This is a genomic window from Flavobacterium sharifuzzamanii (assembly GCF_003254585.1).
In the GTDB taxonomy this organism is placed as follows: Bacteria; Bacteroidota; Bacteroidia; order Flavobacteriales; family Flavobacteriaceae; genus Flavobacterium; species Flavobacterium sharifuzzamanii.
On the sequence record NZ_QJGZ01000033.1, the window covers coordinates 42,396 to 67,629 of the forward strand.

The following is a 25,234-nucleotide window of genomic DNA, read 5'->3' on the forward strand; positions in this document are numbered from 1 at the left end:
TAGTTGATTAATTTATATTTCAAGATCGTATTCAATGGTTTTTTATTTTATAGAATATCCTTCAACTTCACTCGGGATGAGATATTGTTTAATAAGGCCAAATGACATGCAAAGGCTTATCCATCCAATGGTATTTTATAATCGAAAAGGCAAAAGGAGATCTATTAATCAAAATATCATAAGCCCTTTTATCTACTGTAAGTTCCCATTTGTCTTCTAGTTCTACCAGAATTCCGTCACGAACAAGCCAGTTTCCTCGAAAACCATCTATGGAGCAATCTCCAATATCTGGCCAGTACGAAATTGCTGCTTGTATTAAACCGTTTATTAATTGCTTTTCCTGATCAGATATTTCTATGAAATCAGGTACTGTGTCTGTCAATGGCAGACCGCACAAAACTTTGTTCAATGGCAGATAAACCTCTTCGGTTTCCTGCATTCCCGTAACGACGTACTGCAAATACTGTACGGCTCTAACCTGATGTTCACTGCTTATAAATTTATTTTCTGAGGTCAGATTCAATCGAGCAAACAGCATTGCGATGTAATCGTTTAAGAGCACAATTCCAGCGTTTCTAACTGCAACGCCTTGCTTGAGACTAGTTTTTGGTTTTTCTTTAATTTTAATTAATTCCATTTTCGATAGTATTTCGGTTTGTTTTAAAATTGGTGCAGTTTGTTTTTCTGTTCGAAGAATTTCTTTGAAACCCAGTTGTAATGCGGGCGGAAATTGATAAATATATTTTTCCATGTCTGCTAGAAAGTTTTTCTTAGAAATTCCTTTTTTGGTCACTACTTCCCAGATCAATTCATTCCATATTTTATCAATTGCAATAAGCCTCCAATTATCATTAACAACAGCCTTTAAAAGTTTTCGAAACAGGAGATGCTGCATTTCTTTTGAAGCCAAACCTTTGATGGTTACAGCTCCTAGTACATGATTGAATTTTTCTAGAATTTTCAAATATGATTCTCTGTTTTTATCCAATTGGCTTACGGCATTGCACAGATTGTGAAAGCTTATAGTACGGCAAAGCCAATCCATTTGTGCCTCGGGAATAAATTCTTTTTTCATAACTCTGAAGAAAATCTGAGGCTCTTTTACCATAATGGCATTCAGAATATCTTTAATTTCTATAGTTTTAGAAATGCTAAAAAGATTAGGAATCTGACGTTCAATAATAATGGACGAAATCCATTTGTATTTTTCTTTTTCTGATAATTCTTGAATTTCAAAAAATAGGTCTGAATTGACAGATTCTGAAATTCCATTAGAAACAACATAATCTGAAATCAGTTCGCTTTCAAAAAAATGTTCTAATTCTGCTGTAGAGCTTGCAGATTCAAAAGTTTTTGTTTCGTTTTGAAGCTGTATTTTTTCTTTTGAAATAGTCTTTTTCAAATACAATTTCAACTCTTTCTGCAGTAGTTTTTCAAATAAGATTTCATTGCCTTTATAAGCCGAATATTTTAAAATTACGTTCCAGAAAAGCTCATTTAATTCCCAATTGATTTTAGTTTTTGAAACCGATTTTACGCTATTGCTAATAACAGTCGTTGTTTTCTGAATCCAGTTCTTTTTCAGAGCAACTCCGTTTGTCAAGAAATAATGCAATAGATTTTCGCTTTCTTTTCTGTCTTGTTTTCGCAGTAACACAAATCCCGAATCATTAAAATTGACTGTTAGCAATTGAGCCAATTCCTGCTGGTCTTGCTGTGACGTGTTCTGAATAAGCAATGCAAGCGCAACAGGATCAATTGAACTTGTATTCTTTAATTGGTTTAAAAATGTCTTTTTGATGGCAATTCCAAAAGATTTAATTCGTTTAGACTGAATCAGTTTTGCTATAAACTGAAAATAGTCGTTACGTCTCGTATCGGTTACTTTTTTGGATAATTGCACGATAATAGTTTCCAGAAACAAAGAAGAGTTATGTTCGGGATGAAACAGTATTTCTTGCATTCCGAGTAACAATAAATTATCCGTCATTAATTCTTCAGGAAAATCATATTTATCCTTTTCGTTTAGGATTTCATAGACAACCTGAATGGTTTGTACCAGTTTTGTTTTTTTATAATTAGCAGTTTTTACCAATAACTGCAGCATTTTTCGATTAAGAATTAGCGGAAGTATTTTCTTTAAAACTTCTTTATTTCCATACGAAAGCATTACCTCAAAAGCCATTTTCGGATGCAGTAAAATGGTTCTCGTTAGCGATCTTTGCAAATCGATAAAAAAGACACTTTTGGCGCTATTTTTCTGCAGTTCTAGTTCTAGTTTTGCAACCAGATTTTTAAAATGAACAGCTGGATAATTAGAGCTATTTCGGTTTATTTCTTTGCAGTAAATCGCATTAAGATTGGTGTAAATGGTTGCCGAATTATTGTTTTTAACCGCCGCAGGAATTTTAGCATTGGTAAACATCGCCAATAAATGTTCGTGGCTCAGATTGTTTTTCCTGCCTAATTCTTTAATACAGAAAAGCAGAAACGCACGATTGTCAGCATTTTTATTTTTGATTAGAAAAAGCATTCCAATTTCCCACAAAGCCTTACTGTTTGTTTTAAATTTAAAAGTCTGGCTCAGCTTATTCAAATAAATTATCGATTCCATTTGAAGGAGAGATGGAGTAGCGTCCAATCTTGAAAAAAGCACTTTTATAGAAGCTTCGTTTAAATCCTGAAGCAGAGAAGCAAGCAAGTTTTCGTCTTTAAAAATTGGCTTAATAAGTGCATTAAATTTTGTTTTGTTCTCAGTGCTTAATGCCACAATCAATTCGTTCAGATTGTCTTTTTCGGTCTTAAATTTTCGACTACTTTTATCTTTAAGTAATTGTTCAAGTAAATTCCAGTAATTTATCTTAAAATCAGGTAAATGATTTTCAGTTTTTTGCGTTTCATATTCTTGAGTCAATATTTTTAGGCAAGCAATAAAATTGTTGTTCTGAGAAGTTTTATCAGAGAGTTTTACAATCGTGTTTTCGATCAGGACAATAAGTTCTGCATAAGCAATATTATAATGATTTGCCATTTGCAGAATACTGCTTTTCATGAATGCGAGTTTATTAAACAGAGTACCGCGTTCCAGCAATAAAAAGTTAAGAATAAAGAACCAAAGATTCTTTTTGAAACTTATTGTGCTAGTTTGGATAATGGTTTCTTTGACTTGAATATTCACCATAATCGAGCTAAACTCAATAATCGAGCTACTATTATTAGGTTCGAGTGCTGCTATTATTTTGGTTATATTCTTATCGTCAAACTGCCAAGCAATTCGTTTTCTAACTTCTTCGTGCGTCATTCCAGTTTCCTTGATAATCGCAATAACATCAGTTAGATTATTCTGAAGCAATTCTGCCATAATTTGGTTTACAGAACCTTCTTTGTTTTGGTAATTCCATGGCAGATAGCCTTCTAACAAAAAGACCATCAGATTTTCTAGAATCGATTTTTCTTTATTATAAACCGCAATTCCGTTTTGTTTCTGACTGTTTTGATACAGAATTAATTCAGCTATTTTTTCTCGCAATAAATTGCGTATTTTTCGACTCAGATCAAATTCGAGATCGCCATAATCGCAAGAACCAAGATCAAGTTCCAATGATTCAATTCTCCAGCTTTGTTCCTGTGGGCATAATTCATTAAAAATAGTCGCGACTTCTCTAGGCAGATTAATTTTGCTCCAGGCACTCAAACGTTCTTGAAGTCTGTAACTTTCTTTTTTCTGGTCAAAAGTTGTGTCCCACTTTAGACTCGATACAATATGGCTATTTATTTCTTCCATTTTTCGTTCCTAAAATTGAGGTTAAACTATTGATCAAATTCACTGAAGAAATCTCAGGATTTGCCGTTTCTAAATTATTTTCCTGTTTAGTGAATAAATCTTGAGTGTTTTTGAAACGCAAGCTGTCATGCCAATTACTGTAACTAGGAATCAGAGTTTCTAGTTCTTGAACACTTACAAACAGACATTCGCATTTTATGCTTGTCGGAAGGCATATGGAAAGAAACAGTTTTAAGCGCTTTTTGAATTCTGGAGTTTGTAATTCAGGAATAAAATCAGGAAATACTAAAATTGCATTTTTCTTAAAAAGTTCGTCGTTAATTGTAATGATTCCGTTTCCAGAAGAAACCGTAATACGAAATGCGTAATCGGATAATTTACTTTTTGTATAATCTGGAGTCGTTACCGTTTGCGAATCGCCAGAAACCAAAAGATATTTCTCAGTAGCAAATTCCAAATAACCATTTTGAAACTGAGCATCCAAAACAGTTTGATTTGCAGTATTTAAAGCGTAATTTATGTTTGTTGCTGATTGAAAATCAATATTTTGAATGCTGTAGCTTAAACTGTTGCTTTGTTTTGTAATTTCGAAATTATATTTTAACTGACTTAACAGAATAGAGGTTTCAATAAAGATGTTGCCTTTTCTTTTTTCTTTTAGCCAATATACTTTTTGTATTGTTTTATTGGCATTCAATTGGTCTTCAATAGAGCTCTGCGAAGCGTCAAATTGAGTCGTAATAAAATTGTTGTATATATTTTTTAATCCGAAAAGTAAATTCAATTTTAACTCAAAACCTGAAAAATTGCTGCAATCAGTTTTACTTAATTTTTCTTTTTTATTAAGATGTTCTGATTTAAAAATAAAATCAGACGTGTTTTCATTTATGTAATCGTAATGATCATTTTTAATATTGAGATTATTAGCCGATGCTATTTTTGATGCAGTTAGAAAATTGTAGGCTTTTATTCTGTTATATGTTAATAAATCGAGGTTTTGCAGATACAAGCTCTTCAAAATGATCTGATCTTTTTTCTTATTTCCAGTATAAATTGTGCCATCAATTAAGGCATCGATAACTTTAGGCGATTCGCCATGTCTGGCAAGCAGATGATCCAGTATTGAATTTCTGCGTTCAAAATTGACATCTTCTTCCTCCATGATTTTCATCATTCCAAAGATGTAAGCATTGTAAGGATCCTGCTGATATTCTAGCCAGCTTTTTTCTTTCAGTTCTTTTTTATTTTCTTCGCCATAAGTGTATTCAAAGACATTATTATTTTTTAATAAAGGCTTGATATGGGGAACATTGTACAGCGACTGATAAAAATAGCTTGGAGAAAACATCTTGTACGGAACAGGATATTCTAAATGTTTTTTCTCATATTTATCTTTCAGAGCATAAAAAGCATCTTTGTCTGAAGGCGAACCGCATACAGAATTGGTAAAAGAAAATAGTTTTGAAACATTGGCCAATTGCGAAAACTGATTGGCCAGAACTTGATCAAATAAGGTCAAATAGCCTTTTAATTGGCGTGATTGTGCCACTTGTATGGGAGCAGAATCATCTTCAATTTTATCATCGCCAATGCCATATTGCTGCGGAAATGTATTTTGGATAGAATAATAGCTATTAATGTCTCTGAAACTGCTTTTAGGCAATTTTATAGCAGGTTTGTTATTTAAACTTATCGCTGTTTCTTGATATTTGCTAAGATTAATTTGCAATGGACTTAAAGCATCTGTTTGCACTTCTTTTCCGTTGCAGATTAGCTGTAGTTTTTTCTCTCCGTAAGAAGCCAGAATATCTATAAATATTATTTGATTTATAGTTGATTGCAGTGCCTGAACAATATTTTGATTTTGATAAAGCTGAAGCCCTGAAACTGAAATAATGCCAGCTACAGACTCAATTACTGGAATTAGATCAATAGTTTTGAGGGTATCTTTTTTATCCAATATAGATTCATTTAGAATCCAGCCATTTTTAAGATAAGGACCATCATAAATTTCGGCGGCATTATATCCGTCTTCTTCTAGAGTATCGTAATTTACTTGAGCGATTTTCGGAAAAATATAAGTGCGGAGCTTGTCTTGCAGTTCTAATAAAACAGCTTGTTCGTCTGCATCTTTTTCAATTTCAATTTTTCCGCCAATTAAGCAATTCTGTGGCTGAAGAACAATTGGCATATTAAAAAGCTCACCAATATTTCGGCTTTGATTAAGGTAATAAAAGACCGATTTGCAAATAGTATCGCGTTGAATGCTATCGGTAATATCTGGGTTTATATACAGATATACTTGATAAACTCTGCTAAAGGGCAGAAGATTATCATTGTAAGTGGTTATTTCGGCATTATAAACCTCATCAATACCGTCGATAATGTATTTTTTGTAATCATCAATGGTATAAGGCGAAGTAGTCAAGATTTTATAGGGAAGGTAAAACTGATTTTCCATTTCCATTTTCTCCGTAGAATCGGTCAAAATATCGGGGATAGAAAAATCGGTGCAATAGCCTAGTTCTGTAAGTGCATAACAAACCTGATCTAGAATGGTCATTCCAGGATCGCTCGGATTAAAGTTGGTCCATTCCGGACCAATATGATTTTGGATATAATCAATAGCTTCGTCTTTCAGGAAATTAAAATCCTGATGTGGCGGAAGCTGTGTTTTTGTTATTTGATTATTAGTATCCATTATGTCAGATATGAAATGTTATGATTGGGAGCAGAAACTAAAAGCGTTGATTGGCCGTATGGCATTAAAGTTTTTTTTTCGCTTTTTAAAGCTGTTTGCACTCCTGTAACGGGATTGATGTAATAGCTTGAAAAGGAAACATTCTCAACAGTAAGAACTCCTTCAATACTTTGAATAAATGTGCTCACTTTGGCATCAACAAGCGGTTTGTCAATTTCTATTTCTGAAGGACAATTGGAAATCCATGGCGATAAATATTTCTTTAATGCGAGATTTACATTCTTGTTAACCAATGTCTTTTGATAGTTTGGATCGACTATAATTGAAATATTAATGATGACATATTCTAGATTAAAATTGGAAACGTTCAGGTTTATAAATGGCGACGAATTGGCGCTTAGATATTGTTTTACCTGAATTTCGAGTGCATTTGTTACCAAAGGAATAAAAGCGTTTGAATCGTTATCTGACGCTATTTTTTTGATTAAATATACATTTGTGCTGTTGTCACTTTTTTTAGTAACTACTTTTGAATAATATACAGTATCAAAATTTTCGGCAATCAGCGTATAATAATCGGTTTGTGTGCTGGCTCTATTTTTGGTTTTAATGCTATTGCTTACTCTTTTGTTTCTATCGGTTTTGTCTTCGGCAGCTTTTCCTCCAAAAGAAGCAAAAGGTTGAATAATTGTGCCTATTTCCGGAATCTTGATTTCTGGTTTAGTGATCACGTTTGCATTAATTTGCGGACTTTGTGTATCGGTCAAAAAGGAAGTTCCTGTTCTTTGTACGTTAAATCCGTTGGTTTGCATAAAAGTGGTTTTAGAAAACGAAGAAAGATTGCCAACAGCAGCAATAGAAATCCAGTTTTTGTTTCCTGGCATTATAGTGCTGTTATTATTGCAGTCTGACGGAATAGGGATTTCTATAATTCCTGAACATCTAAACTGGCTGGTTTGATCAGATAATGGCTGAATGTTTTTCCATCCAGAATCGCTTAAATAGTAATACGAAAGGCTATTCTGATTGGTAAGCGCAGTCGAATTTCTAGCCAATTCAAAATAGAGATTCAAAGTGCTGTCGCAAATCAGATTATCTAGTTCGATAAATAAGGCGCCGTTATAATTAAAAGAAGGATAAAGCGGAAAGCCTTTTACGGCATTGCTTTCAGAACTTCCAACTATTTCGGTATTAAATGTGTTGGTTTTGGTTTGGTCAGCTGTTTCACTATCAAATACAGTATAGTTTGAAAAAGGAGCATAAATAAAATACTGCAACGGATAATCTCCTGCCGTGCCATCAAGTTTATAGGTTACGCTAGCATTATAAATGGCTGAAAAGGTTTGTATTTTTGGCGCAAATGGTACATTGGCGGCAGCAATAAAATCTTTTACTTCCTTGTCTTTTGCCATTGCAAGTTTATTGCCGTTTTGTAGAGCAATACTAGCTACAACATTGGCATACAATTCTGAACCAAAACCGTATTCTGGACTTGATAAAGTCATTTTTATAAATCCCGATGAACTTTCTTCAGTAAACTTTAAAGCTTCTTTTTGAATGTTTGGATCGGGTTTCAAGATTTTAGAAGCTGTTGGTGTCGCGATGGTACTCAAACTAGCACCTGGTTTGCAATATAGGTAACAGCTGCTAGATGTGCTTAAAACATTATAATTAGCATCTTCAGGTTCAGAATCGAATAAATAAACGTATTGTGGAACTTCATTGATTGGAATGAAAACCTTATCAACGTCACTGCTTTTTATCTTTGTCATTTTAAGACCGTCCCATGATTTGTCTTGCATGATATCAAAGCATACCATAAAGCTAGCATTTCTAAATTCGGGTAGAATTAGAGTAGATGGCTTTGTTGGATGTAACATTTTAATTTTTTTTAGAAGCGTTGATTTATCATCTTTATTCGGTGGATTTAGATAATCATTGTATTGTTTGTAATACATTTCAAAATTGCCTGGTCTTTTATCCCAATTTATTTCTACTATAAAACTGTCGAGAGGTTTACTCAATATTTCATTGTTTCCGATAATAAAATTGGCATTTACTAACGGAATTGGTCCAAAAGGAGTGAAGGGACTCTTAGCATTTATTTCTCCAAAATCATTATACAATTGAAAGGTTTTAACGTCTGTTACTTTCAACGCAATAGTTATCGATGTAATTTTAGGAGGCTCTTGCGGATTTGGAACATCCTGAAACAAAATCTTCATCATCGGCCAATCGCTTTTTAGTCCGTCAGGATTAACTAAAAAAGGTTCAATTGCAGCTACAGTTGGGTCAAGATTTATTTTTATGGTAAAAACAGTATTTTGTTTTTTAGCGTCTGCTGTAAAATCTGTGGAAGCCAAATCTAATTTTAGCCATTCTTTTTGTGTGCTCAAAAAATAACTGGCTTCTTGCAGGGTTTTTATATCTATGGAAGAATCAAATTCCAATGTCAGGTTTATAGTTCTTTCACCTTCGCGTAATAATAACATTGGCGAAGCAAATCCAATTCCGATTAGAGAAGGATTTAGAGAAAGATCATCTGAACCAAAAGTTTCCCAACTGATTGCTTTGTTTTCTGCATCTAATTGAATTTCGGTTGGTTTAACAACAGTCTGCAAATTATAAGAGGCATTGTTTTTATTTTGATAAGAAAGTTTATGTAAGCTTGCAATCGTAGCAGGATTTAGGTTTACATTTTTCTGTGAAGAAAACAGAATAGGATTCTTTTGCGCATCGACGCCCGCATTAAACAAAGTTCCAGCTGGTAAAGTAAAAACAGATGTTGGCTTTGTGAGTGTGGCGCACAAAAATGTATGATCGGCAACGGCAGGGAGTCTGGTCTGTTTTAGAATATCTTTATAATAAAAATCAAGATGTTTCTCAGAAAGACCATTCATACGATCTTGTTGCACTTTTAAAATATTTACAAAAGAGCGTAAAAGAACGGTGTCTGGAAAATGTCCTTTTTTAAGGTTTAATTTTTTGAATTCTTTTCCTGCATGATGAATAATGGTTTCTAAAAACTGAAATAGTTTATCGCCTATTTTTGTTAGAATATCTAGACTGAATGCCGTTATTGAACTTGTTTCCCGTAAAACGGAATGTTCTGTTTCAAACCCGAAAACCTGCCAAAAGGGAGTTTTGTCTTTATTGATGAACCAGATGCTTTTGTCAAAAGAATTAAAATCTTGCAAAGGCGCTGAGGCGATAGACAAACCGTCAACAGATAATTTGTATAAATATTCTCTAAAAGATTGAATTGCCCAAAAGTCAACACTTAATTTTGTTTTTACTTCTTGTAAAATGTAAGTTTTGAGATCGTATATTTCATTATTTCTGAGCATATAATGCGTCCAGCGTTCTATAATTTTATAAATAGCTGTAATGCGATCAAAAAGGTTGTTTAAAGCATTTGAATACGGAATTCCTCCGTTTTCTTTTTGAACTAATCGTTGAATTTCGGTACAGCTGTTTTTATAATCAGCATGTAGTTTTTTATAGTTTGTTTTTGAAATCGAAGCCATCAGGAAAACGGGATCTTTTAACAAAAATGGACTCCAATTGCCATGAATGGTATTGCTGTCATTATAGAAATTGATCAATTTGCTAAATTCTGCCAAAAAGCACAGCCAGTCTTGTTCGGTTCTTCCGTCTATTAAATACGGATTGGGAACGAGTGCTTCGTTAAGAGAATTTATGGCGCTATTTTGATCAATTAAAATCATTTTTTCTTGTCTAGGTTTGTTCCTTCTTTTACATAAAAAGGGAACACATAGTTGTGTCTTGTATTGGTTTTTGAATAGATGTAACTAATCAATATTTCTATTGTTCCGTTTGCGATATCAGTTGATGCGACTTTTACGTCCTGCACCAATATTCTTGGTTCGTAACGCAATAAGGCAAACTTGATAGCTTCGATAATTTCGCCTTTAAGTGTACTATCTATTTTTCTAAACATAAACTGCTGTATTCCTGAACCAAATTCAGATTCAAGAGTGCGTTCGCCTTTGCGAGTGTTCAGAATAACATTGATAGATTCGTTAATATTGGTTTCGTTGGCAGACAAATTCAGCATATAATTATCTGCAGAGAAAGACACCGGAAATGCCCATCCTGAACCTAAAAAGGCAGTTTCATTATGTGCTGTATTATCCACCGATCATTACATTAAACGCTCCTAGCATAATTGAGCCTCCGTGAGCTGTTGTATCTCCCATTCTTGCGGCTGGCATACCGCAGATCATAACCGTTGCAGATCCTTTTATAATAGAATCTGGTGGTCCTACACAAACCAGCGTATCGCCAACTTTGGCTGCTGGTAATCCTCCTATTAAAACGGTTGGTGTTCCAGGTCCTACAATAGGCCCACCCACGTGTGGAACTGGCGGTACTCCCGGAGTAACCATTGGACACTGATGAAAATCTGTAAGTCTTGCTGCTGGTGGCATAGTTTTTTTTGTTTAATCGGTTAATTGTTTATTTGTTTAATCGATGCTGTAGCTAACTTTGTCAAAGTTTAAATTGTAAATGATTAACTATTCGCAATTCATAACTCATAATTCATAATTAGTTTATCATTACCATCGCACCTTTCAATGTCAATTGCATTCCGCCAGACACTTGTGCGATTTGTCCGCCTTGAGCAGTGTATTGCATATCTGCATTTTCTTTGATGTTTAAGCCTTTTAATGCAACATCTCCACCACTTGATTGTATATTAACACCTTGATTTCCTTTGATGGTTACGTTTTGATTTGCTGAGATATTGATATCTTTCTGACTTGATAAATCAATACCGCTGCTAGACATTATAATGCTGTTGCTGTTTTCGTCCTGAATCGTAATTTTCTTGTCTTTATCACTTATGATGATGGTATTTTTATTGGGCGTAGCAACAGTCCAGATTTTATTTTCATCATCAAACTGTACCGAAATTCCAGATTTGGAAACAATGGCTTTTATTGAGTTTTTCTGATTTGGATCTAAACCTGCAAAAGGTTTTATGTTTGTACTGCTATAAACACTTCCCAATATTATCGGATAACGCGGATCTTCATTTATAAAACCCAAAATGACTTCGTCTCCAGCTTCGGGCATAAAGAAAGCTCCCGCTCCGCTTGTCGAATAAAAATTAGTAAGCCTTGCCCAGATTCCTTCGCCTTTAGGATCCAATAGAGGAACATCGACTAAAACTCTATATTGAGAATCGGGATCTTCGTACATCTGTTTTACAGTTGCGTTAAAGAGACCTTTTGCTCCTGGAACTAAACCAGAAGCAGGTGGAGCCATAACATCTGGTTCTTCGGTAAACCAGAGTGGAGAAAGTCCAAGTGAAACTTCAGAGACCCAGTTTCCTTGTGACAAATCATGTACAACTCCTGCAATTAAGTAATCGCCATTAAAGCGATCTCCAACACCGGCGAAGGTCATATATTTTCCTGGGTCGATTAAATTCGTGCCTTGAAAAGAGGCTTCACCCATTATTTTAGAATATTCACTTTTAATAATCTGCGCTTTCGACCAATTGGTTAAGTCTGCAGTTTCTAGAGGAGCTGAAGTCTGCAATTGATACGTAGAAAGTCCAACAACTTCAGAAAGTTTTTTTGTTGTTAAATTTCCAGCTCCGGAAACATTCGGTGCCGCATTGCCCGTTACTACAGCTTGGGTTTTAAAATCCCAACTATTCGCTGCAGCGTTTCCTAATTGCGTAACAGCGCTCAATTTGGCATTAAATTCAAGGAGAGTATCACCATAAGTTACTGTAAGAACAGAAGTGGTAGTTTTATCAGGAGGAAATACAGAAATTTTTCCATTTAAAGTAGTCACTATTAGTCCGTTTGCTTCAGCAAGAGCCAATAGATAGTCCCAATCTGTAACATAATATTGCACTTGTTCTGGCCAAATTGTGCTTGTAGCAGTAACATCTGCGCTTAATCCCGAATAGTTTCCTATAAGGGACGACATAATATCACTGTCTTTTTGTTTTGAGTAAGTAAGGCTTTTTCTGCCTACAATCATTTTTATTGCGTTGTCTCGACATTCTACTTCTAGAGCTGATCCGACAAGATTATCAATGCGAATGGTCTGACTCATAATTACACCTGAGAAAATAACGGTATTATTACTGTCATATCCTGCTTCAATGCTTACTGTTGCGCCTGGAACAAAAGTAGAAGAAGAACTGGCATCAAATTGACCTGTATTGGGTTCCCCGTCTAGAATGGTAATTTTTGCAGAAGCAATTCGGTTTACTTTTTTTTCTATATGAACAGAAAGCACGCTTAGTTCGTCGGCTATAGGCGAGCCGCTGACTTTTACAACAAATGTTGCAATTCCGCCACTTTTTATTTCTGTTGAAGCACTCATTAATTGGAAGGGTTTATAGGTGGAAAAATTAATTTGTCGATACCATTTAGGTTTCTGAATTTGTTAAGTTTATTATACTCCGCAACCTGTATGTAATACGAATCATCGTTCCAAACTTTCTGACATAGCTGCGGTAAAGACATTCCTTCAGAAACGCTTACAATGTGGGTAAGATCTGGAGATTCTGGAGCATCTGTTCTAGTTACTGTTTTTGGAGAAATGTAACGGCTGAAAGACAATGATATCTTTGCTCTCAGCGGGCTTCCGTCGGGTTTAAATAGAGTGTAAGAGATGTCAATAGAATCGAGAACTCCGTTGAATGTTATGTTCTGTCCCCATTGTACTTTTACAAAATTAGGACGGTGTATTTTCCCGTTATAGGTGTATATAATGGTTTCTAATGCTGTTATTTCTTTGGCCATATCAGTACGTTTGGCATCTACAATTCCGGTACAGTCTATAACCATTTCAAAACTCAGCTTATCGCTTGGCGTGCTTTTGTACTTTTGCGAAGCCGAACTTGTTGCCGGTGCTTGCTGCTCGTTGTATTCGATGCTTTTCTGTATTTTGATATTGTCAGGATTAATCATGAAAGCATACGGACTTCCAGAGAATTTGTTTTGAAATTCTTCATCTGTATATCCTGTAATTTTCATTAATTCTAAACTTGCCATTTGTTTATTATTTTAAGTTTAATTTTTATTAAGCCTGTTAAGTTTGTTTGTGAAATAGTTTCTCTTGCAGATTCCGCAGATCATGCAGATTTTTTTAATCACTTTTATTTGTGGTCTGAATTATTTCACGCTCCCGATAGCTATCGGGATTAAATGGATTTAAGCAGATTTCTTGTTTTTAATCTTTTTAATCCTGTAATCTGTGGCTTACCGTTTATAGCTATTCTCCTGATTTTTCTCAGCAATTAATCTTTTACATTCTTCCAGTAGCTGTTTTCTCAAAATGGATAATTCTCTTTCTTTAGTCAGAGCCGAATTTTTTGCATTTGTTGTTACGATTTCCGTTTTGATAATGAGTTCTCTTATTTCGATTGGCATAATGGTTTACGTAAAAAGTTTATCAAATTTGGTATTCTTAGAAATGTCAAAATAGGTGTAAGCCAGTTCAATAGATTCTATCGCAATGTTGCTTTCCTGAGAGTTTAAGTCAGAAACGGAATATTTTACTGGATAAGCATTGTTAAAAGTCCATTGCATACAAACTACACCAGAGGCATTGAGCAATTTTAAAATCACATTTTTGGGCTGTATTGGGTTTGATAATCCTTGATCGATGCAGTTGGCGCACCAATTTACCAACTGAGATCCTGCGGGTACCATAGCTCTTTTAAGCACTAAGTTTTGACTGTTAGAAATGGTTGGGAGGCGATATTTAAATCTATTTTCGCCTCCGCAAACAATTTCTTCTACGCTTAGTTCTTTAGAAATTCCAGATACCTCTTTGAAAGCCGCATCTACACCCGCAAAAGAGAGTGTAAAATAAAAGCTTACAGGATAATCATTACTTACCGCCATTTTTAATGATCAGTTGTTCGTGTGCAATTTCTATAGTGTCTACCGCAACCTCATTACCGTCAGATTTCAAATCGGTGCTGGTAATTTTGGTTGGCCACGCATTGTTTAAAGTCCATTGCATGGTTACACCGCCTTTTTCGTCTAATAATTTTATTAGAACTGTTCTTCTTTTAATCGTATTCATTACGACTTGCTGATGCCAATCCCAAAAAGTATTATCGTTTACAAAAATTCCTCTTTTCATTGTTACGTTTCCGTATTTGGTAATGCCAGGCATTTTTTCTACAGAAAAAAGAGGACTATTACTTTTGCGATATTCTATAATTTGATTTTCGACATCCATTCCTGTAACTTCCTGAAAAGCTACTTTTGTCAATTCTGTTCCAAGATCTACTTCGAATCTGAACTTTGGCATGGGCCATGTTGCGCCTTGTACGCTTCCGTCATCTGTTGGCATAATATTTTATTTTTAAATTAAAAATTGCTTGATTAATAAGAGTCTTTATTCTGTTAACTAGAAGTTGCCATTTGCTGTTGAAATGTCAGAACGATAAATTCGGCAGGGTGAACAACCGCAACTTTTACAGTTACATTCATGAAACCATTTAATAGGTCATCTGCAGTCATTGTAGAACCTAATCCGCAGGCTACAGAAAAGGCTTCAGAAGCACTCGCTCCTTGTAAACCTCCTTGTTTCCAGATTGAACTAAGAAAACTGCTGATCATTGAGATTACAGCTTCCCAAGTGTTTTTATCATTAGGCTGAAATACATAAGCCTGAGCTGCCAGTTTACAAGATTGCTCTAAGAAAATCATGGTTCTTCTCACGGGAATATATCTCCAATCCTGACTGTTTCCGTCTAGTGTTCTTGATCCCCAGATTAAAATTCCTAGACCATTAAATGTTCTAATCGCATTAATTGATTTACCAGAAACGGCATCAACGTTTAAATTGGCTTGCTGACTTTCAGAAAGAGAAATCGGCAATGATGATACGCCTACAAAAGAAGTATTTGCAGGAGCTTCCCATGGACCAACGGCATTATCAACAGTTGTGATAACTCCTGCCATAGCTCCACTTGGAGGAAGAATATTAGCATCGGCCAAAATATGCTTAATCATTAAAGAGTAAGTCTGGCTGGCAATAAGCAGCGCATTGTGGTTTTGTGTCACAGTCAAAGTGCTTGATGGACTTTGAATATTAGCAATAATAGATGCAGCGGCTGGGTTAGGAGCACTTGGAGGGTTTAGAACTGCTTCTAGCTGTTTCAAATCTCCTCCGAACAAATTAGTGTAATCAATATCAGAAGTCTGCATTATCGTAGTTCCTATAAAAGGATAATAAGCCATTCCGTAGTTTAATCCGACAGAACCTGTATTCATTCTGAAATTGCTAATATCTTCAGTATACAAAATAGGATCAGGAGCGTCACCGCCAATAATGTCAAACAAGCACATTGAAGTCTGCATTTGTGTAGCCTGAAGAAGCATAGATTGCATTAGAGTTCCATTGTTTTCTACGCTTAGCAAAGTAGCTTCAGGACAAATATACATCGTCGGTTCCTGCTCATTCAGCAATAAAGAAAGACCTTTTGTCAAATCATTCAATTGTACGTTTGGGTTTACAACCGGAATGCCTGGAGTTCCTGCTTTTTGTGACTGAGGCCCATAAGAACCAACAGAGACAATATAAGCGTCTCCACCGCCATTTTCATAAAATAGCCTTACGCTATTGTATAAATAATAGACCGTGTTAGGATCTGGAACAATTGAATAATACGTTCCTGCAATCAGCATGTAGTCACCCTTTAGGGGCTGACTCTTTTCTGCTACCAGATAGTATTCAGGGCTGTATTGTTTGGACGGACTTGCTGGCGCAGGTGGATCCGGCAAACAGAAAAAAGCCTGAAAATCAGCAAAAGATGTGATTTTTACTGGCACATTCGTATACGATTTTCCTTCGTATGCGGCCTGTGGTGTGTACCCTATAAATGCTGGTATAGCCGTAGCAACTCCAACAACAGAATTGGGAAAAGCATTTAATTCTTGAATGTAAACACCAGGAGTTTGAATGGTAGATAAATTCATTGATTTTAGTTTTTAGTGTTCATTTTTAATAGTTTTTTATAAATAGATATACATTGGTGATGCGACTTCATTTTGGTCGCTATTTTCGATAATTCCTACTCGGGAGACATCTGGACAGGGAAGCCCTTTTATAATTATTTTAGGCTTTGTATTGTTTTGATTGGCAGATGCTGAACTGCTTACCAAATCAAATTTATACTTTGGTTTTTCGCTAAGTGTGATATAGGTTTTATTGGAAGTAAACAATAATGCCGATTCTCCGGTTTGGATCGTTACATTTTGAGGTCCGTCAAATAGTATGTTTTCTTTTTCGGTAATTGAAGGATTATTGAGCTGTACAGCATTTTTATTGATAAAATAATATTGCCATTGTGTTGCTCTTGCAGTAAAGTTTATTTCAAAAAGCGGAGAATTGGCAGATACTATATCTTCGAAATAAATTTTTAAATGGCCAAAATGAGAAGAAACAGGTTTGTTTTCTAAAGTTTGGTTCAATAGTATTTTACCGTTATTGTTTAAATTTTTAGGATCTTGACTAGAGTAGGTAATAGCTCCAATCCAGTTCATGGGCAATGTGGTAAAGAGAATAAAATTGGGATTGCTGCATTTGATATCAAACTCAAAATAATCTTGCTGTGAAGTTTTAGAAATATAATCTAATAGTTCTGCTAGCGAAGCTTTTGTGTTAGAATACAAATCAAATCCGTTTGAAGCGGAATTCATTTTGAATCCGAATTTTTTTAATGTTTTATCTGTTTTATGATTTGGAATAAAGTGGAGACAATTGCATTTTCCGTTATCAAAAAAAGTATGATAAGCCGCAATGCTAAAAATCTTTATGTAATTACTCTGTATCATTTGACAATGTTATTACTGGTATTTTTTACAGACGGTATGATTTCCATAGTTTCGTGTGCCTGAACTTTTATCAGTTTCATTTTATAAATAATTGAAGGCTGATATTTTGCCGCCATTGCTGTCCACAAACTATGCATCTGATGGTAAGAGATCTTTTCGTATTCAAATTCTAATCTGCTTAAGCCGTCTGGAATAGAAGAGGAGGATGAAGCATCTATATAATTGTTGATTTGAAAGAAGACAATTATCGCGTCTAGAAATTTTAAAGATTCTGTATAATCCTCAAAATTGCTGCTTATGAGCAAGTCTATGTTATATCTTTCTGTTGGATTAAAATTGGAATAGTTACCGCTTTCTAACTTCTGATTTCTGATATAAAAAGGCTGATTGGTTTCTTTTTCAATATTTATAAGAGATAAAACCACTTTGTTCTGATTTGCTTTTGGCAAAGTTCCGCTTGGCTCAATAAGATAATTCAAGACGGTTTTGTCTTCGGTTAAACCAAAACGGTTTTTTAAAAACTGTCCTAGTAATTTATTCGTAAATTGAAGTGCCTGATTGATCATCGCATTTAACTCTTAGAATTAATTAAGTGTCATAGCTGGGAAATTAGCTATTCGTAATTGTAAAAGTAGCTGAGAATTAGATTTGTACGAAAAATTAGCAATATACTTTTTGTAGACAGAGCTGAGAGAGATTATCTGTTTTTTGTAGACAAAATGTAGACAAAGTTTTTTTTGTCTATGCTTTGTCGCAGATTGCCGTTTAATGGCTTTCAATTTCTTGTCACACTTATAAAAGTATCTTTAGAAGAAGTATAGATTTAAAGAAATAAAAAGCAGAAAAATTGAAAGCACGAAGCTGTTTCCTTAATGCTGAGGTATAAGGAAAACATGCAAATATTGAAGGTAAAATAAAGGGGAAAATTTTAAGAAACTGTTCTTAAGTATGAAATAATATCATCTTCTTTTTTAAGCGTTAATTTCTTTTTCAGACGATATTTATGAGTTCGAACACTGTCTTGATTTATACCAAGAAGATTGGTAATATCATTGTTGCTCATATTCATTTTAATATAGCAGCAGTATTTTAAATCTCTAGAGCTTAAAGAAGGATGTTTTTTGGCAAGAGCCAGAAGAAAATTGGGATTGGACTGTTCAAAATAGATTTTAAAATCATCCCAAAGTTTATTGTCATTTGCAACCGTTTTGATAGAATTTACAATAGACATTAATTCAATTCTTGTTGCATTGTCAACATTAGGATAGAGATAAGAAATGCGTTCTTTTATTTTTAATAAAACTTCAACTTTCTGGTCGAGTTCCATTACATAATGGCTTAATTTATCTGAATCGTTCTGCTGAATCGCTGCTTCGGCAAACGATGTGGCAGATTTATTTTGCGACTCTGTCTTTTTTAAAAGAAAAATAGAACGTATTCTATAAATTAAAAAGTCGGTATTTTGAATCTGATTATGCGGATAGGTGAAAACAATATTCTGCTTTGACCAGCATAAGGATTCGCATTCATAATTTTGAGTCAAATATAAAATTGGAATATCCCTTTTATCAGAACTGAAATTAGTGTCATTTAAAACAAGTTTATTTTGTTTAAAACCCAAAATTACCAAATCAGGATTTAAAGAATTTATAGTATTTTTTAAATCTACTCCTCTCGAGACAGTGACTGTAGAAAATGCATAGTCTGAGACTATAGATATGGCATTCAATATCACAGTCAATATTGTGATATCGTCACATCCAATTACTATAGATTTTTTTTCGAGCATCTTTTGGGGGTGTTGCTTCTTATGAAATAGTATTGCTAATATGTCATACGAAATGAAAAATAAATAATAACATTTTCTTGCTATAAAGCCGTTTTAGTATCTGATAGAGTCTAACCGATAGTTTTTGATACACAAAGTCATTTCTCTATTAAACATTAAAATGGTTTTATAACTTGATTTAAAAAGAATCAAAATATTTGGATTAAATAGTGGCTTGTAAAAAGGAGTGTAAATTTATTCAATCTATAGGAATATTACTATGAGTAGTATTACGTGTTTTTGCATTTTCTGTGTTAATTAACATTTTTTTAATCAAATAGAAAATACTTTCAAGAAGGCCAGACTTTATTTTGGTCTAATTGATTCAGAAAGAGAAGTTTGAAGAGATGAAATTAGGCAGCGCCTTTATGATATTTCTTTTTATATTCCATTGGCGGAATTCCAGTAATTTTTTTGAAAGCATCTCGAAAGGCTTTTACATCAGAATAGCCTACTTCGTACATTACCTCATTTACTGTTTTGCGATCTGTTTCAAAAGCTTTTTTGGCAGCTTCTATTTTTACCCTTTGAAGATATTCACTCGGAGTATTTCCTGTGGCTTTTATAAATCTTCGATCAAAATTCCTTCTGCTGACATTAAGTTTAGTAGAAAGATCGTTCATGGATAATTTTTCTCCCAAGTTTTGTTCTAAATAAGATTGAGCATGAAGCACCATTTCATCTTCATGTTTCTTCTGACCAGAAAAGATAATAAACTGCGATTGCGTACTTCGGTTCATTTCAATCTGAAATACCTTTGCACAATAAACGGCTGTAGATCTGCCGTAATATTTTTCGATTAAGTAGATCATTAAATTTAGAAAAGAATATGCTCCGCCATTGGTGTAAATTCCGTTTTCATCTGTAATCAATTCATCAATTTGCAGGTTTATTTTTGGAAACATCTTGGTGAAGTTTTCTTTGACGGACCAGTGTGTAGAACAGCTTTTCCCGTCCAGGAGCCCCGATGCAGCAAGCATAAACGCGCCAGTACAGATAGTGGCAATTTCGGCTCCTTTTTTATATTGTTTCTGAAGCCATTGCACCAATTCGTCATTATGTTCAAGGGCAAGATTATAATTATGGTTTAATGAAGGAATAATAATAAGATCGGTTTTGTTGACCTGAGAAATATGAAGATGAGGTTTTACAGTAAATATTCCTTGATTGAACTCTACTTTTTCGGAAATTCCAGCAAGTTGGATATGAAATAATTCCTTTTTGCCATTTGCTCTATAAAAGGCATTTGCTTTTGTAAAGATTTCGTATGCGCCAGATATACTTGAAAGATTATTGTCACCTTCAGGAACTATGATGGTAAGCTGTTTCATTTTCTTTTTTTATATAAAGGTACTAAAAGTTGCTGTCCAAATACACCATTGAGAATGTCTGGTTTTCACATCAAACAAATTAGAGTTTACTTTTAAATTTACTCTAAACAATTGTCTAACATCAAAAAGAAATCAATATCATGGCAAAAATGACAGTAATCTACAAAACACCAAAAGACATCAGTTCTTTCGAAAAACATTATTACGAAGTTCATATTCCATTAGCCAAAAAGCTTCCGGGATTAATAAAGTATGAAGTAAGCAATGGAGCAGTTCGATCAACGACAGGACATTCAGATGTATATCTTGTGGCCAATTTATATTTCGATTCTTTAGAAGCGATGATGGAATCTTTTAAGTCAGATATTGGACAGCAATGTGCCGCTGACCGCAGAATCCTAGCCAATGATGATGAGGTGCAGATTTATGTGTATGATGTGAAAAACACCTGATTTTTCAATGTTTCATTTTAACGGTTCAAGGTTCATTTTACTATTTCTGGTTTCAGATTATAATCTGAAACCATTTCCAGAGGTTCAGAAAGAAAGATTAAAGTTTTTCATTTTAATTTTAAATATTATTACAATTGCAGTTTTTCTTACGCAGAAGAAGAGCTGATTGCAATTGAGTATGTAATGAACTTATAAGGTAAAATAAAGTATTAATTTAAATACAACCAGACCTATGGCCGCTATTCCTGACGAATTGTACAATGTTAAATTTGCAGCATATTTTGATTCAATGAAAGAATTGTATATACTGGATCAAAAATTTAAAGTGATGTGCGATGCTTACTGCGCAAGTACGGCTAAAACAGAGCTTTATAAGGATAGAAGCGAAAAAAATTTCCGACGCAGAATGAAATTCGAAAATCTGTCAAGAGAATTAGAAGAAGAAATTCTTTTCTATATCATGCGAAATAGGTAATTCTTCAATATTACCTGAAAATTAATCTTCATCTTTTGAAAGCCCAACTTGCGATACAGCTTTCCATTGTTCCATTTTTTCAGCTTTAGTTAAACCTGCATTTAGTCCGCTTGTGGAAGGCAGGATTGTGTAAATAATTCCTTCTTGCGGTATAGTATGTTTGTGAAAGTATTTTGCAGCGGCTTTACTTTCAAAAAAAACATACTTGATATTCGGAAACTGTTTGTGCAGACTTTCAAAATCATTAACAGTTTCTTCGGTTATTTTGGCGTCACTGCTTCCTTCTCTTTTGCAGCTTTTAAGGACATTCCAAAGACCAATATTGTATTTTGATAACAACGCTTTTCGATCTTCATAAGAAGTGCTGAATTCTTCCTCAAAAATAGCAAACAGAATTTTCCAGAAAAGATTGCCTTTGTTTGCATAGTATTGCTGTTTCGCAATAGATTGTTCGCCCGCCATAGTTCCCATAATTAGAATAATTGTGGAATTATCTATTAATGGTTGGAGGGCTTTTTTTAGCATTACTTTTTCTGATTTTCTTTGATTTGTAAAATTAGGGATAAAGATTTGAAATGAGAAGAAGACTTAAAAATCAAAATGAATAAATGTATTTAATTGGTATTGGATTTAGTTTTAAAAGAAAAAACTTTTAGATATTTACGTCTTAAAAGAAACTAATGTGGCGCAAAGTCAGTCCTGAAAGCTTTCGGGATTGCGCAGCGCTAATTAAGAACATTTTGAGGAGCAGGGGGGGATGGATGAAATAAAAGAACAAAAAGTAAAAAATAATGAAACAAAAATTTAAAAAAGAATTTTATAAAACGATTGGATTTGTAGTGTTAATATTTGTATTGACATTTTTCTTTTTTAAAGAATATGTTTTCCAATCTTCTTCAATTTTAGGAAGTCTTTTTTCTAGTATTATAGGTGTACTTTTAACTTTTGGCCTCACATGGTTCTTAAAAAATAGATCCCTCTTTCAAATGCTAATGGTTATCCTAATTTATATTATTTTTATTGGGGTCTTTGCTTACTCCCAAAAAAACAATTCAATAACGGATAGCCCTGTTAGTAAAACAAATATAAATTCTGTTTGTGGTAACTGGGTTACAAAGGAAAATGACTTAATTCTTAAACTGAATATTAGCGGTAAGGCAATGAAAATGAATTTTTATCCAAATAATAAGCAATTGTTTTTTGAGTATGAAATGAACGATAATGTAATTGATTTTTTTAATGATGATGACGTGTCTAATTTTCAATGGAAAATTCTAAAGCTAACAAGTGATTCATTAGTTGTACTTGAAAAAAAACAGATTTTAAAATTTAAAAAGGAAAAATAAGGGCAACGTACAACGCTTCCCTGTTCCCGAAGCGTTCAACTGAAAGTTGCGCAAATGCTTCCGCTCCCCGAAGAGTTTCTAATGAAAAGCTGCGCAATCCCGAAAGCTTTCGGGACTGACTTTGCACAATTTTTTTGCCTTAGAAGTTGTTAACGTGACGAAAGCCTCCCGGCTCTTTTCTTTTGCATAGTGGTAAATAATAGGTTAAATCCTATGTTTTTATTCAAAAAGAGAGAAAATAAAAGAAGGCTATGTAATAAGAGATCAAAAACTGCCACATTTTATCACGCCGACAATTGTAGACTGGATCGATGTTTTTACACGACAGAGTTATAGGGATGTTATAATTGAATGCTTAGATTACTGCATTAAAAATAAAGGAATGATTTTGTATGGTTATGTCATAATGAGCAATCACATTCATATGATTGTGCAGTCGGAAGACGGAAAGCTTTCAGATTTAATAAGAGATTTTAAAAAGTTTACAGCAAAAACTATACTAGATAAAATACAAAATAGTCCAGAAAGCAGAAGAGAGTGGCTGCTGGAAAGATTTAAACTTGCTGCAGAAAAACACACTAGAAATAAGCTTTATCAATTTTGGCAGTACGGAAATCACGCAGAAGAAATTTACAGCAATAAATTTATGTGGTCTAAACTGGATTATATACATTTAAATCCTGTAAGAGCAGATCTTGTCAGTCGTGCATCAGAATATGTTTATTCTAGCGCAAGCAATTATACTAATGATAAAGGATTGTTAAGTATTGAAAAAGCAGATAATCCAATTGTAGATGTTTTGAATTTAAAGTCTGTTTTTCGAGATAATCTTTATTAGTAATTTTATAATAAAGTCAGAGACTTTTAGAAGTGAACGGTTTAATGAACTTTTGCATAAAAAGCGCAAAGTCGGAGACATTTGCGCAGCGTTAATTAAGAGCACTTTGCGGAGCAGGAGATTTTTTAAGACGAATATGAGTTAGCGCAAAGTCAGTCCCGAAAGCTTTCGGGATTGCACAGCGCTAACGTGGAGAACACTTTGCGGAAAGGGCGAACATCTTAATAAACATTTACCAGGTTGGTCAAAATAAGAAAAATGAAAAAAAATAAAATCGAAACTGGATCAATAATTAAGATTCCTTTAGAACATAATTTGGGTTATGTGTTAGCTAAGTTTATTAACTTAAATGAAATTAAAAAAGATATTGGATATAATGAATTTATTTATGTTTATGATAGAATTTTTAGAGATGAAGATATTGTAGTAAATAATATAGATGATAATGATTTACTGCTTGGCGGCATTTATGTCCTTAATATATATCCAGCATTAAAAAATAAAACTTGGGAAGTATTAGGACATTTGAGACCTAAGAAAATAGAGTTAACAATTCCAGATTTTAAGGACTTTGGTCCTGTATTTACTACATATGAAAAAAACGCTAAAATTTGGTATTATATCCATAATGCAGAAGTGAATAACAGAGTTGCTGTTGATTATGAAAAAGTTAAACATTTAGAGAAATTTATTTACCGAGCATATGGTTCAATAGTCACACGTTTAACTATGGAAGTTATTAGACAGCAAGGTAATAACATCGAAGAATTTTATAGACTTGATAATCAAGATGATTTAATTTCATACTATAATACTATTTATACTCCGATTTATTCTAGTATTCCAAAAGAAATAAGAGGTAAAGCTATTATTTAGGGTAATGTATCAGATGTGTTGATGCATAATTACTGCGTCGAACATCTACTGATTATGAAATAGACTTTGCGTATTTTTCACCTTATAAATTTTAAGCTTAATAAATCATTATTTTTAAAATAAAACATAAAAAAAGAGACTTTTTTAAAGTCTCTTTTCAATTGAACTAATATTGTAATAAATCTTATTTACCGATTAATTTCTCAAGCCTAGCCATCATTTCATCTTTCTCTTTAAGCATACGCTCAAACAATGCAATTTTCTCTTCATGAAGTTTTTTAATTTCCTCAATTGGATTGTTATTAAAAACTTCAATTCGGTTATTGAACATTGCATTATCTGAAAAATTACATGAAATTAAATTCACGGCTTGTTCCTCATCAAAATTTTGAAAAGCTTCAACAGGAATTTTTAATATAGCTGAGATTTGTCTAAGCAGACTCTCTTCAATTGTATCTTTTTGTTCCAATATAGAAATCTTCTTTTGGCTCCAGTCTTCTCCAAGATCATAAGCCAATGCTTCTTGCTTAATGTTAAGCATTTCTCTGAAGCGTTTTATGTTTCTTCCCTGATGAATTTTCTGTTCCATATTGCGTTTTATTTTTCTATTGGTTCAAAGATAAAGCCATTTTGATGAATTTCAAAGATAGAAAAATATCCTATAAAATATTTTTTTGTCAGATATTATATCTGCTTTTAAATCACAGTACAAGCACTTTTATTTTCTGGTTCTTGAACTAAAAAAAACTGCACTATCCT

22 protein-coding genes are annotated in these 25,234 nt (G+C 33.7%); 5 read left to right on the forward strand and 17 right to left on the reverse strand.

The genetic code is table 11. The annotated features are described in order from the left end of the window. Positions 1-88: 88 nt before the first annotated feature. The 15 genes from DMA14_RS03430 to DMA14_RS03495 all read right to left on the reverse strand — a co-directional run bounded on the left by DMA14_RS03430 (position 89) and on the right by DMA14_RS03495 (position 20,488). Positions 89-3,784 carry a contractile injection system tape measure protein gene (locus tag DMA14_RS03430; RefSeq protein WP_111423149.1) on the reverse strand — a complete coding sequence of 1,232 codons (3,696 nt, stop codon included), beginning with the start codon at positions 3,782-3,784 and terminating at the stop codon, positions 89-91. Next, complete coding sequence (locus DMA14_RS03435; RefSeq protein WP_111423151.1) at positions 3,768-6,485, reverse strand: hypothetical protein; 2,718 nt, start codon at positions 6,483-6,485, stop codon at positions 3,768-3,770. Before DMA14_RS03435 ends, DMA14_RS03430 begins: the two co-directional genes overlap by 17 nt. After that, on the reverse strand, positions 6,485-10,213 hold the full coding sequence (locus DMA14_RS03440; RefSeq protein ID WP_111423153.1) for a baseplate J/gp47 family protein: 3,729 nt from the start codon (positions 10,211-10,213) through the stop codon (positions 6,485-6,487). The genes DMA14_RS03435 and DMA14_RS03440 overlap by 1 nt, the downstream gene beginning before the upstream one ends. After that, complete coding sequence (locus tag DMA14_RS03445) at positions 10,210-10,644, reverse strand: GPW/gp25 family protein (RefSeq protein WP_111423154.1); 435 nt, start codon at positions 10,642-10,644, stop codon at positions 10,210-10,212. The genes DMA14_RS03440 and DMA14_RS03445 overlap by 4 nt, the downstream gene beginning before the upstream one ends. Then, a complete protein-coding gene (locus tag DMA14_RS03450) occupies positions 10,637-10,936 on the reverse strand; it encodes a PAAR domain-containing protein (RefSeq protein ID WP_111423156.1) in 300 nt (99 codons plus the stop codon). Before DMA14_RS03450 ends, DMA14_RS03445 begins: the two co-directional genes overlap by 8 nt. Positions 10,937-11,054: 118 nt before the next feature. Then, a complete protein-coding gene (gene vgrG, locus DMA14_RS03455) occupies positions 11,055-12,854 on the reverse strand; it encodes a type VI secretion system tip protein VgrG (protein WP_111423157.1) in 1,800 nt (599 codons plus the stop codon). Beyond that, positions 12,854-13,528: a CIS tube protein gene (locus tag DMA14_RS03460; RefSeq protein ID WP_111423159.1), complete on the reverse strand. Its 675-nt coding sequence runs from the start codon at positions 13,526-13,528 to the stop codon at positions 12,854-12,856. The genes vgrG and DMA14_RS03460 overlap by 1 nt, the downstream gene beginning before the upstream one ends. A 207-nt stretch (positions 13,529-13,735) precedes the next feature. Further along, positions 13,736-13,906 (reverse strand): DUF5908 family protein, encoded by a 171-nt coding sequence (locus DMA14_RS22710; protein ID WP_157957661.1) that lies wholly within the window; start codon positions 13,904-13,906, stop codon positions 13,736-13,738. A 6-nt stretch (positions 13,907-13,912) separates the two neighbouring features. Continuing rightward, positions 13,913-14,383, reverse strand: coding sequence for a phage tail protein (locus DMA14_RS03465; protein WP_111423161.1), 471 nt, complete (start codon positions 14,381-14,383; stop codon positions 13,913-13,915). Continuing rightward, positions 14,370-14,840, reverse strand: coding sequence for a phage tail protein (locus DMA14_RS03470; RefSeq protein ID WP_111364636.1), 471 nt, complete (start codon positions 14,838-14,840; stop codon positions 14,370-14,372). The genes DMA14_RS03465 and DMA14_RS03470 overlap by 14 nt, the downstream gene beginning before the upstream one ends. Before the next feature lie 53 nt (positions 14,841-14,893). Next, entirely contained in the window at positions 14,894-16,471 is a 1,578-nt protein-coding gene (locus DMA14_RS03475) for a phage tail sheath family protein (protein ID WP_111423162.1), read from the reverse strand. A 36-nt stretch (positions 16,472-16,507) separates the two neighbouring features. After that, on the reverse strand, positions 16,508-17,329 hold the full coding sequence (locus tag DMA14_RS03480) for a hypothetical protein (protein WP_111423164.1): 822 nt from the start codon (positions 17,327-17,329) through the stop codon (positions 16,508-16,510). Further along, complete coding sequence (locus DMA14_RS03485) at positions 17,326-17,895, reverse strand: Pvc16 family protein (protein WP_111364641.1); 570 nt, start codon at positions 17,893-17,895, stop codon at positions 17,326-17,328. Before DMA14_RS03485 ends, DMA14_RS03480 begins: the two co-directional genes overlap by 4 nt. A gap of 362 nt (positions 17,896-18,257) precedes the next feature. Further along, a complete protein-coding gene (locus tag DMA14_RS03490; protein ID WP_111423166.1) occupies positions 18,258-19,118 on the reverse strand; it encodes a helix-turn-helix transcriptional regulator in 861 nt (286 codons plus the stop codon). Between the two features lie 392 nt (positions 19,119-19,510). Beyond that, the gene (locus DMA14_RS03495; protein WP_111423167.1) at positions 19,511-20,488 is read right to left on the reverse strand and encodes a GlxA family transcriptional regulator; all 978 of its coding nucleotides are present in this window, start codon (positions 20,486-20,488) and stop codon (positions 19,511-19,513) included. 140 nt (positions 20,489-20,628) lie between these two features. On the opposite strand from DMA14_RS03495, the gene DMA14_RS03500 reads away from it, so the two are divergent. Together DMA14_RS03500 and DMA14_RS03505 are read left to right on the forward strand one after the other, a co-directional pair. Beyond that, positions 20,629-20,940, forward strand: coding sequence for an EthD family reductase (locus tag DMA14_RS03500; RefSeq protein ID WP_111423169.1), 312 nt, complete (start codon positions 20,629-20,631; stop codon positions 20,938-20,940). 232 nt (positions 20,941-21,172) lie between these two features. Next, positions 21,173-21,415: a hypothetical protein gene (locus DMA14_RS03505; RefSeq protein ID WP_111364648.1), complete on the forward strand. Its 243-nt coding sequence runs from the start codon at positions 21,173-21,175 to the stop codon at positions 21,413-21,415. 21 nt (positions 21,416-21,436) lie between these two features. Here DMA14_RS03505 and DMA14_RS03510 read toward each other — a convergent pair whose 3' ends face one another. Beyond that, a complete protein-coding gene (locus tag DMA14_RS03510) occupies positions 21,437-21,940 on the reverse strand; it encodes a DNA-deoxyinosine glycosylase (protein ID WP_111423171.1) in 504 nt (167 codons plus the stop codon). A gap of 266 nt (positions 21,941-22,206) precedes the next feature. Between DMA14_RS03510 and DMA14_RS03515 the strand changes: the two genes are divergently transcribed. The 3 genes from DMA14_RS03515 (at position 22,207) to DMA14_RS03525 (ending at position 24,475) form a co-directional block, all read left to right on the forward strand. Continuing rightward, positions 22,207-22,761, forward strand: coding sequence for a hypothetical protein (locus tag DMA14_RS03515; RefSeq protein ID WP_111423173.1), 555 nt, complete (start codon positions 22,207-22,209; stop codon positions 22,759-22,761). Between the two features lie 271 nt (positions 22,762-23,032). Then, complete coding sequence (locus DMA14_RS03520) at positions 23,033-23,599, forward strand: REP-associated tyrosine transposase (RefSeq protein WP_394336006.1); 567 nt, start codon at positions 23,033-23,035, stop codon at positions 23,597-23,599. 258 nt (positions 23,600-23,857) lie between these two features. Further along, positions 23,858-24,475 carry an Imm26 family immunity protein gene (locus tag DMA14_RS03525; protein ID WP_111423177.1) on the forward strand — a complete coding sequence of 206 codons (618 nt, stop codon included), beginning with the start codon at positions 23,858-23,860 and terminating at the stop codon, positions 24,473-24,475. Between the two features lie 184 nt (positions 24,476-24,659). Here the strand turns inward: DMA14_RS03525 and DMA14_RS03530 are convergent, their stop codons facing one another. Next, a complete protein-coding gene (locus DMA14_RS03530; RefSeq protein WP_111423179.1) occupies positions 24,660-25,064 on the reverse strand; it encodes a helix-turn-helix domain-containing protein in 405 nt (134 codons plus the stop codon). Between the last annotated feature and the right edge of the window lie 170 nt (positions 25,065-25,234).